8 protein-coding genes are annotated in these 8833 nt (G+C 72.5%); 3 read left to right on the top strand and 5 right to left on the bottom strand.

The genetic code is table 11. The features are described from left to right. Positions 1-7 precede the first annotated feature (7 nt). Both ACI799_RS15735 and ACI799_RS15740 read right to left on the bottom strand, forming a co-directional pair. A complete protein-coding gene (locus tag ACI799_RS15735; RefSeq protein WP_456613443.1) occupies positions 8-1687 on the bottom strand; it encodes an acyl-CoA mutase large subunit family protein in 1680 nt (559 codons plus the stop codon). A 39-nt stretch (positions 1688-1726) separates the two neighbouring features. Next, positions 1727-2233, bottom strand: a complete 507-nt coding sequence (locus ACI799_RS15740) for a MarR family winged helix-turn-helix transcriptional regulator (protein ID WP_456588896.1) — start codon at positions 2231-2233, stop codon at positions 1727-1729. 393 nt (positions 2234-2626) lie between these two features. Between ACI799_RS15740 and ACI799_RS15745 the strand changes: the two genes are divergently transcribed. After that, positions 2627-2761, top strand: a complete 135-nt coding sequence (locus ACI799_RS15745) for a hypothetical protein (protein ID WP_456597959.1) — start codon at positions 2627-2629, stop codon at positions 2759-2761. 64 nt (positions 2762-2825) lie between these two features. Here the strand turns inward: ACI799_RS15745 and ACI799_RS15750 are convergent, their stop codons facing one another. From ACI799_RS15750 to ACI799_RS15760, 3 genes are all read right to left on the bottom strand, one after another. Next, complete coding sequence (locus ACI799_RS15750) at positions 2826-4295, bottom strand: phytoene desaturase family protein (protein ID WP_456613444.1); 1470 nt, start codon at positions 4293-4295, stop codon at positions 2826-2828. Positions 4296-4356: 61 nt separating this feature from the next. Next, a complete protein-coding gene (gene meaB, locus ACI799_RS15755; protein ID WP_456597957.1) occupies positions 4357-5379 on the bottom strand; it encodes a methylmalonyl Co-A mutase-associated GTPase MeaB in 1023 nt (340 codons plus the stop codon). 73 nt (positions 5380-5452) lie between these two features. Next, positions 5453-6643: an acetyl-CoA C-acetyltransferase gene (locus ACI799_RS15760; protein WP_456588900.1), complete on the bottom strand. Its 1191-nt coding sequence runs from the start codon at positions 6641-6643 to the stop codon at positions 5453-5455. Between the two features lie 203 nt (positions 6644-6846). On the opposite strand from ACI799_RS15760, the gene mce reads away from it, so the two are divergent. Together mce and ccrA are read left to right on the top strand one after the other, a co-directional pair. Then, positions 6847-7305 (top strand): methylmalonyl-CoA epimerase, encoded by a 459-nt coding sequence (gene mce / locus ACI799_RS15765; RefSeq protein WP_456588901.1) that lies wholly within the window; start codon positions 6847-6849, stop codon positions 7303-7305. 99 nt (positions 7306-7404) lie between these two features. Then, positions 7405-8736, top strand: a complete 1332-nt coding sequence (gene ccrA, locus ACI799_RS15770) for a crotonyl-CoA carboxylase/reductase (RefSeq protein WP_456588902.1) — start codon at positions 7405-7407, stop codon at positions 8734-8736. Positions 8737-8833 lie beyond the last annotated feature (97 nt).

An 8833-nucleotide genomic window follows, 5' to 3' on the forward strand; every position in this document is an offset into this window, starting at 1 on the left:
GGGTACGTCAGAACCGCGCGGGCTCGGTGTAGCCGCCCCACTCGGTGCGGAGCGCGTCGCAGATCTCGCCGAGGGTGGCCTCGGCGCGGACCGCGTCGAGCATGGCCGGCACCATGTTCTGCTCGGTCCGGGCCACCTCCACCATGCGGGCGACGGCCGCCCGCGCGGCGTCGTCGTCCCGCTCCCGCCGGCGCTCGGCGAGCTCGGCCTTCTGGTCCCGCTCCACCTCGTGGCTGACCCGGAGGATCTCCAGCTTGTCGTGGGCGTCGACCGAGCCGACCAGGGTGTTGACCCCGACCACCTTCTTGTCGCCCTTCTCCAGCGCCCGCTGGTAGACGAACGCCGCCTCGGCGATCTCCCCGGTGAACCAGCCGTCCTCGATGCCCCGCAGGATGCCCGAGGTCATCGTGCCGTCGGTGCCCATGTCGCGGATGCGGGCGAAGATCTCCTCGGCCTGCCGCTCGATCTCGTCGGTGAGCGCCTCGACGTACCAGGAGCCGCCGAGCGGGTCGGCGACGTTCATGACGCCGGTCTCCTCGGCGATGACCTGCTGCGTGCGCAGCGCGATCTGCGCTGCCTTGGCGCTGGGCAGGGCGAGCACCTCGTCGAGCGCGTTGGTGTGCAGGCTCTGCGTGCCGCCGAGCACGGCCGACAGCGCCTCGACCGCCGTCCGGACGATGTTGTTGTCCGGCTGCTGGGCGGTCAGGGAGACGCCGGCGGTCTGGGTGTGGAACCGCAGCTGCTGGGCCTTCTCCGTCGTCGCTCCGTAGACGTCGCGCAGCCAGCGGGCCCAGATGCGGCGCGCGGCGCGGAACTTCGCGATCTCCTCGAAGAAGTCGATGTGCGCGTCGAAGAAGAACGAGAGGCCGGGCGCGAACTGCTCGATGTCCAGGCCGCGGGACAGGCCCAGCTCCACGTAGGCGAAGCCGTCGGCCAGCGTGTAGGCCAGCTCCTGCGCGGCGGTCGAGCCGGCCTCGCGGATGTGGTAGCCCGAGACGCTGATCGGCTTGTACGCCGGGATCTTCTCGGCGCAGTACTCCATCAGGTCGCCGATCAGGCGCAGGTGCGGCTCCGGCGGGAAGAGCCACTCCTTCTGCGCGATGTACTCCTTGAAGATGTCGGTCTGCAGGGTGCCGTTCAGCTTCCCGATGTCGGCGCCCTGGCGTTCGGCGGCGACCAGGTACATGCAGAAGACCGGGACGGCGGGGCCGCTGATGGTCATCGACGTCGTCGTCCCCGCGAGGTCGATGCCGTCGAAGAGCTCGTCCATGTCCACGGCGGTGTCGATGGCGACGCCGCAGTGGCCGACCTCGCCGAGGCTGCGCGGGTCGTCCGAGTCCCGGCCCATGAGCGTGGGCATGTCGAAGGCCACCGAGAGCCCGCCGCCGCCCTCGGCCAGGATCATCTTGTAGCGCTCGTTCGTCTGCTTCGCGTTGCCGAAGCCGGCGAACTGCCGGATGGTCCAGGCCCGACCGCGGTAACCGGTGGCGTGCAGGCCCCGGGTGAAGGGGAACTCACCCGGGTAACCGATCCGCTCGAAGCCCTCCACCGCGCTCTCGTCGGCCGGCCCGTACACCGGGTCGACCTCGACGCCCGAGAGCGTCGTGAAGTCCGCGTCCCGCACCCGACCTGCGGCCAGTGCCGCGTCGTACCGCTGCTGCCACCGCTGCCGCGCGTCCTGGGTCATGCCGAGATGCTAGGACGTCCAACTATCCTGTGTCGAGGGTCACCCGGCGACGTCGCCGGCGCCCAGCCGGACCCGGCGCAGCGTGGCGAACAGGATCTCGTGCTCGTCGACCGAGAGGTCCTCCAGGCCGAAACCGATGCCGGTGAGCGCCCGGGTGCCCTCCTCCACCACGGCGCGACCGCGCTCGGTGATCGAGGCGAGGACACCCCGACCGTCGGCGGGGTTGGGGCGGCGGTCGACGTAGCCCGCCGCGACCAGGCGGTCGATCGCGTTCGTGACGCTCGTCGGGTGCACCATCAGCCGGCTGCCGATCACCTTCAGCGGCAACTCCCCCGACCGGCTGAAGGTGAGCAGCACGAGCACCTCGTACCGGGCGAACGTCAGCTCCAGGGGGCGCAGCACCTCGTCGAAGCGGGCGAGCAGGATCTGCTGGACCCGGAAGACCGACGTCGCCGCCCGCATCGCCGAGGACGGCCCGAAGTGCTTCTCCCACGTCTCCCCGGCGCGCTCGATCGGGTCGAACGGCAACCCCAGCGGTCGGACCATGCGCGGCACGGTACCTGCGCCACGTTCCCCCGCCGCCACCCTCGCTCGGTGCCGACCTGTCGTGGTGTCGACCCCGACCGTCACCACGTCGGGCCGGCACCGGGTGAGGCCTGTCGACCGGACGGCCGTCCGGGCCGCGGCCTGTGCGGCGGCCGGTGCGGCGGCCGGTCCGGGCTGCCGCCGGGCCCGCGTCGCGGTGCACCTCGCCGACGGGCTCGCCGAGTCGCCACAGGAGACGCGGCTGCGACTCCTCCTGCCCGGCGGCTTCCCTGCAGGGGCCCACCGCGAGCCTGCGAGTGGTAGGGGGCAGGGAGGTAGGTCCTTCCCGTCGCCTGGCCGGACCACCGGCTCGCGGTCGGGTACGAGGGGCGGTGGCACGGCGAGCGGCAGGACGTGGCCCGGGACCGCCGACGCCTGAACCGCCTCACCGCGGCCGGCTGGGCCGTCGTCCTCGTGACCGCGGAGGACCTCACCGACCCGGTCCAGCTGCTCGCCCGCATCGCCGCGGCCCTGCGGCTCGTGCACTGACCCTCGACGCCGCGTGGGGTCCGGGCCGCTCGACCCCCCGCCCACTTGACGACGGCCGGGCGGCTCAGTGCAGCGGTGGCCGCAGCGGCGGGACCTCCCGCACGCCGAACACCTCGGCCAGGGCGACGCGCGCGGCCTGGTCGCCGCAGGCCCCGTGAACGGCGGGACCGGGCGGGGTGGCCGACGACGCGAGGTAGACCCCGCGCACCGGCGTCTTGTAGGTGTTCCAGCGCGGGACCGGGCGGGCCAGCATCTGCCAGAGCGTCGTCTGGCCGTTGGAGATGTCCCCGCCCCGGTAGGTGGGGTTCCACTGCTCCATCGCGACGGCGTTCTTCGTGTGGCGGTCGACGACCGTGTCGCGGAAGCCGGGCGCGAACCGCTCGATCTGCGTCTCGATCGCCTGCGTCATGTCGACGTCGGACCCGTGCGGCACGTGCACGTAGGCCCAGAAGATGTGCCCGCCGTCCGGGGCGCGACTGGGATCGGGCACGGTCGGCTGGACGGCGAGCACGTAGGGGCGGTCGGTGAGCCGCCCCTCGTTCGGCGCCTGCTCCCCCGCGATCGTCTCCGCCAAAGTGCCGGCGACGTGGATCGTCCCGGCGCTGCGTACGTCGGGGTTGGCCCACGGCACCGGCTCGGAGAGGATCCAGTCGATCTTGAACACTCCGGCGCCGTGCCGGTAGCGCTGCACCCAGCGGCGGTAACCCTCGTGCACCCGGTCCCCGGCCATCGACACGAAGGCGTCCGGCGTGGTGTCGAGCAGGACCGCCGGCACGCCCTCGAACTCGCGCAGGTCGGTGATCAGGCGCCCGGTGACGACCTCGCCCCCCTGCTCCTCGAGCGCGGTGACCATGGCATCGGCCAGCTTCTGCGACCCACCCTCGACGAGTGGCCACCCGACGTGGTGGGACAGCATCGTCAGCAGCATGCCCAGCGCCGAGGTCAGCGGCTGGCGCAGGTCGAGCATTCCGTGCGCGGCAGCGCCGGCGATGAGGGCCTGCCCCTCCGGGGTGTCGAAGTACCGCTGCGCCAGCCAGCGCACGTTGGGCAGGCCGGTGAGCCCGAACCTGGCGATCTGCACCGGGCTGCGCGTCGGCAAGCTGCGCAGCCGGCTGGTGAGGAAGAAGTCGACGATGTCGGCGCCGTGCTCCACCAGCGGCGCGAACAGGCGACGGTAGGCGGCCGCGTCCGCGCCGAGCCCCTCCGCGGTCCGCTCCAGGGAGCGGTGGGAGACCGCCGCCCGGCCGCCGTCCAGCGGGTGGGCGAAGTTGATCCGGGGCTGCACGAGGCGCACACCCCGCGCCGGCAGGTCGAACTCGCGGAAGAAGGGCGCGGCGGCGGCCAGCGGCTGGACGGTCGAGCAGACGTCGTGGTGGTAGCCGGGGCGCATGAGCTCCTCGGTGCGCATCCCGCCGCCGGGCCGCTCGCCGGCGTCGACGACCTGCACCCGCAGGCCGGCAGCCGCGAGGCGGAGCGCCGCCGCCAGCCCGTTGGGTCCCGCTCCGACCACGACGGCGTCCGCCTTGCCGTTCAATGCCGTAGTCCGTTCACCCGTCCATCCTCGCCGTACCGGGCGCGCCCTGCCCGGTCAGCGCCTACAGCTGGCCGAGCAGCTCGTCGGCGGCGCGGTAGGGGTCGGTCCCGCCGCCGACGACCGCGTCGGCCAGGGCCCCGAGCGCGGCGGACCCGCGCACGTCACCCATCCGCTCGCGCAGCGTGGCCAGCGCGATCGCCTCGATCTCGCGGGCGGCCCGCTCGCTGCGGCGACGGTGCCCCTCCCCCGAGGACTCCAGCCACTGCCGGTGCTCCTCGATCCTCGCCAGGACCTCCTCGACCCCGTTGTCGGTGTCGCGGGCGGCCACCGTGCGGCAGATCGGCGGGCGCCAGTGCCCGGCCTCGGAGTGCCGCCCGCCGAGCGAGAGCATGTAGCGCAGGTCGCGCACGGTCTGGTCGGCACCGTCCCGGTCGGCCTTGTTCACCACGAAGACGTCGGCGACCTCGAGGATCCCGGCCTTTGCGGCCTGGATGCCGTCCCCCATGCCGGGGGCCACCAGCACCAGCGTGGTGTCGGCGAGCGACGCGATCTCGAGCTCGGACTGCCCGACGCCGACGGTCTCGATCAGCACCACGTCGCACCCGGCGGCGTCCAGCACGCGCAGGGCCTGCGGCGTGGCCCAGGACAGCCCACCGAGGTGCCCGCGCGAGGCCATGGACCGGATGAAGACGCCGCTGTCGCCGGCGTGGTCCTGCATGCGCACACGGTCGCCGAGCAGGGCTCCGCCGGAGAAGGGCGACGACGGGTCCACGGCCAGGACCCCGACCCGCTTGCCGGCCTGCCGCAGCGCCCGCACGAGCGCGGTCGTCGACGTCGACTTGCCCACGCCCGGCGAGCCGGTCAGGCCGATGACCTGGGCGTGACCGGTGTGTGGGGCGAGCGCCGCCGCCACCTCGCGCAGCGCCGGGCTCGCGTCCTCGACCAGGGAGATCAACCGGGCCACCGACCGGGCATCGCCCTCGCGGGCCCCCGCTACCAGCGTCGGGACGTCGGCGGCCCGACGGCTCCGCCGCCCGCGAGGGGCGCCCGGAGCCGCCGGCTGGACCGCGGTTCCCTCCGTCACGCGGCCTCCTCGCTGGCGCTCGTCAGCCACGTGCCGGGGGTGCTCCGCTCCCCGGTCGAGCTCGCGAGCTCGCTCAACTCTTCGCGGGCACGTGCAGGATCAGCGCGTCACCCTGGCCGCCGCCACCGCACAGCGCGGCGGCGCCGACACCGCCACCGCGGCGGCGCAGCTCGAGCGCCAGGTCCAGCACGATCCGAGCGCCGCTCATGCCGATCGGGTGCCCGAGGGCGATGGCCCCGCCGTTCGGGTTCACCTTCTCCGGGTCGATGCCCAGCTCACGGGTGGAGACGATGCCGACCGCCGCGAACGCCTCGTTCAGCTCGACCAGGTCGAGCGACGTCGGGTCGATGCCCTCGCGCTCGCAGGCCTTCTGGATCGCCCGGGACGGCTGGCTCTGCAGGGTGGCGTCCGGGCCGGCGACGACGCCGTGCGCGCCGATCTCGGCGAGCACGGTGCACCCGAGCTCGGCGGCCTTCTCGGCGCTCATGACCACGACGGCACAGGCGCCGTCGGAGATCTGCGAGGCGGTGCCGGCGGTGATCGTGCCGTCCTTGGCGAAGGCCGGCTTGAGCTTCGAGAGGCTCTCGGCGGTCGTGTCGGGGCGGATCCCCTCGTCCTCGCGGAACTCGATCGGGTCGCCCTTGCGCTGCGGGATGAGGACCGGGGTGATCTCCTCGTCGAAGATCCCGTCCTTGGCGGCGCGCGCGGCCTTCTGGTGGCTGGCCGCGGCGAACTCGTCCTGCTCCTCGCGGGTCAGGTCGTAGCGGCTGTTGGCCTGCTCGGTGAGCGCCCCCATGGCCACCTGGTCGAAGGTGTCCGACAGCCCGTCGTGGGCCATCGCGTCGATCAGCTTCGTGTCGCCGTACTTCGTGCCGGTCCGCGAGCTGGCCAGCAGGTGCGGCGCCTGGGTCATCGACTCCATGCCCCCGGCGACGACGACGTCGTACTCGCCGGCGCGGATGAGCTGGTCGGCCAGCGCGATGGCGTTCATGCCGGAGAGGCAGACCTTGTTGATGGTCAGCGAGGGCACCGACATCGGGATGCCACCGGCCACCGCGGCCGGGCGGGCGGGGTTCTGGCCGGCGCCGGCCTGGATGACCTGACCCATGATCACGTAGTCGACCTGGTCGCCGGAGATGCCGGCCCGCTCGAGCGCGGCCTTGATGGCGATGCCGCCGAGGTCGGCCGCCGAGAAGTCCTTGAGCGAGCCGAGGAGCCGGCCCATCGGGGTACGGGCGCCGCTGACGATGACCGAGCGGGACATGCTGCCTCCAGTGGCGGGCCGCCGCCGGTGGCGACCTCGTTGTCGGGACGCACCGCGACGGCGTTACCGGCGCGGCGTCGGGCCTTCCGGGAAGGATAGGACGGGCATCCGACGCGCGGCAGGGCGGATTTCGTGGCCGCCGTCACGCCCGGGGAGTGAGGCCCACCACAACGACCTGTCGTCTCAGACGTCTTGACGGCAGGATGCCTCGCGTGAGCAACGACGCCGCCCGCCCCGGCCTGCCCGAGGGCCTGCTGACGACCATCGACCACGTGGGCATCGCCGTCCCCGACCTGGACGAGGCGATCGCCTTCTACGCCCGGACCTTCGGCGTGCACTCGGTGCACGAGGAGACCAACGAGGAGCAGGGCGTCCGCGAGGCCATGCTCGCCGTCGGCACCGGGGAGACCCGCATCCAGCTGCTGGCGCCGCTGACGCCGGAGTCCACCATCGCGAAGTTCATCGGCCGCTCCGGTCCCGGTCTGCAGCAGCTGGCCTTCCGGGTCGACGACGTCGAGGCGGTGAGCGCGACGCTGCGCGAGCGCGGCCTGCGACTGCTCTACGACACCCCCCGGCGCGGGACGTCGGACAGCCGGGTCAACTTCGTCCACCCGAAGGATGCCGGCGGCGTCCTGGTCGAGCTCGTGGAGCCGGCCCGCTGAACCCGCCCCGTCCCGTCGGTTACCCACCGGTAACCTCACCGCACCCGCACCGCCCTCCGAGCCCGGCCGACCACGGCCACCGATGACCCGGGAGTACGCGTGAACGAGATCAGGGACGCCATCCTCGCCGACCAGCTGGACGCGCTGGGGGGCCTGGCCGTGCCGGAGTCCTACCGCGCCGTGCTCGTCCGCAAGGACGAGCAGCACATGTTCGAAGGCCAGGCCACGAAGGACAAGGACCCGCGCAAGTCCCTCCACGTGGACGAAGTGCCGACCCCCGAGCTCGGCCCGGGCGAGGCGATCGTGGCCGTCATGGCGTCCTCGGTGAACTACAACACCGTCTGGACGTCGATCTTCGAGCCGGTCTCCACCTTCGGCTTCCTCGAGCGCTACGGCCGGGTCTCCGAGCTCACCAAGCGGCACGACCTGCCCTACCACGTGGTGGGCTCCGACCTCGCCGGCGTCGTGCTGCGCGTGGGCCCGGGCGTGAACAAGTGGAAGCCGGGCGACGAGGTGGTCGCGCACTGCCTCTCGGTCGAGCTGGAGGACCCGGCCGGCCACGACGACACGATGATGGACCCGCAGCAGCGGATCTGGGGCTTCGAGACCAACTTCGGCGGCCTGGCCGAGCTGGCGCTGGTCAAGAGCAACCAGCTGATGCCCAAGCCGGCCCACCTCACGTGGGAGGAGGCGGCCAGCCCCGGGCTGGTCAACTCCACCGCCTACCGCCAGCTGGTCAGCAAGAACGGCGCCAACATGAAGCAGGGCGACACCGTCCTGATCTGGGGCGCGTCCGGGGGCCTGGGCTCCTACGCCACGCAGATGGCCCTCAACGGCGGCGCGATCCCCGTGTGCGTGGTCAGCAGCCCGGAGAAGGCCGAGATCGTCCGCAAGATGGGCGCCGAGCTGGTCATCGACCGGTCCGCGGAGGGCTACAAGTTCTGGAAGGACGAGGAGACCCAGGACCCGAAGGAGTGGCAGCGCTTCGGGAAGCGGATCCGCGAGCTGACCGGCGGCGAGGACGTCGACATCGTCTTCGAGCACCCCGGCCGGGAGACCTTCGGCGCGAGCGTCTACGTCGCCAAGAAGGGCGGGACGATCATCACCTGCGCCTCCACCACCGGTTACCTGCACCAGTACGACAACCGGTACCTGTGGATGAACCTCAAGAAGATCCTGAGCTCGCACTTCGCCAACTACAAGGAGGCGTGGGAGGCCAACCGCCTCATCGACAAGGGCCTCATCCACCCGACCCTGTCGAAGGTCTACCCGATGGAGGAGGTCGGCCAGGCCGCCCTCGACGTCCACCGCAACGCCCACCAGGGCAAGGTCGGCGTCCTGACCCTCTCCCCGCAGGAGGGCCTGGGGGTCAAGGACGCCGAGAAGCGCGAGAAGCACATCGACGCGATCAACCGCTTCCGCGGCGTGTAGCAGGACCCCGTCCTCCTCACCCCTCGCGCGCTCGGGGTGAGCCTCTGGACGGGGCCGTTCCAGCGACTCACCGGGGGCCGGGCTGCAGCGCAGCCCG

The sequence above is a fragment of the Blastococcus sp. SYSU DS0753 genome, from assembly GCF_054051175.1.

Excerpts from the sequence above, each read along its gene's own strand:
- ACI799_RS15735 (WP_456613443.1), bottom strand. The coding sequence starts at position 1,687 with ATGACCCAGGACGCGCGGCAGCGGTGGCAGCAGCGGTACGACGCGGCA.
- ACI799_RS15740 (WP_456588896.1), bottom strand. The coding sequence starts at position 2,233 with ATGGTCCGACCGCTGGGGTTGCCGTTCGACCCGATCGAGCGCGCCGGG.
- ACI799_RS15760 (WP_456588900.1), bottom strand. The coding sequence starts at position 6,643 with ATGTCCCGCTCGGTCATCGTCAGCGGCGCCCGTACCCCGATGGGCCGG.
- mce (WP_456588901.1), top strand. The coding sequence starts at position 6,847 with ATGCCTCGCGTGAGCAACGACGCCGCCCGCCCCGGCCTGCCCGAGGGC.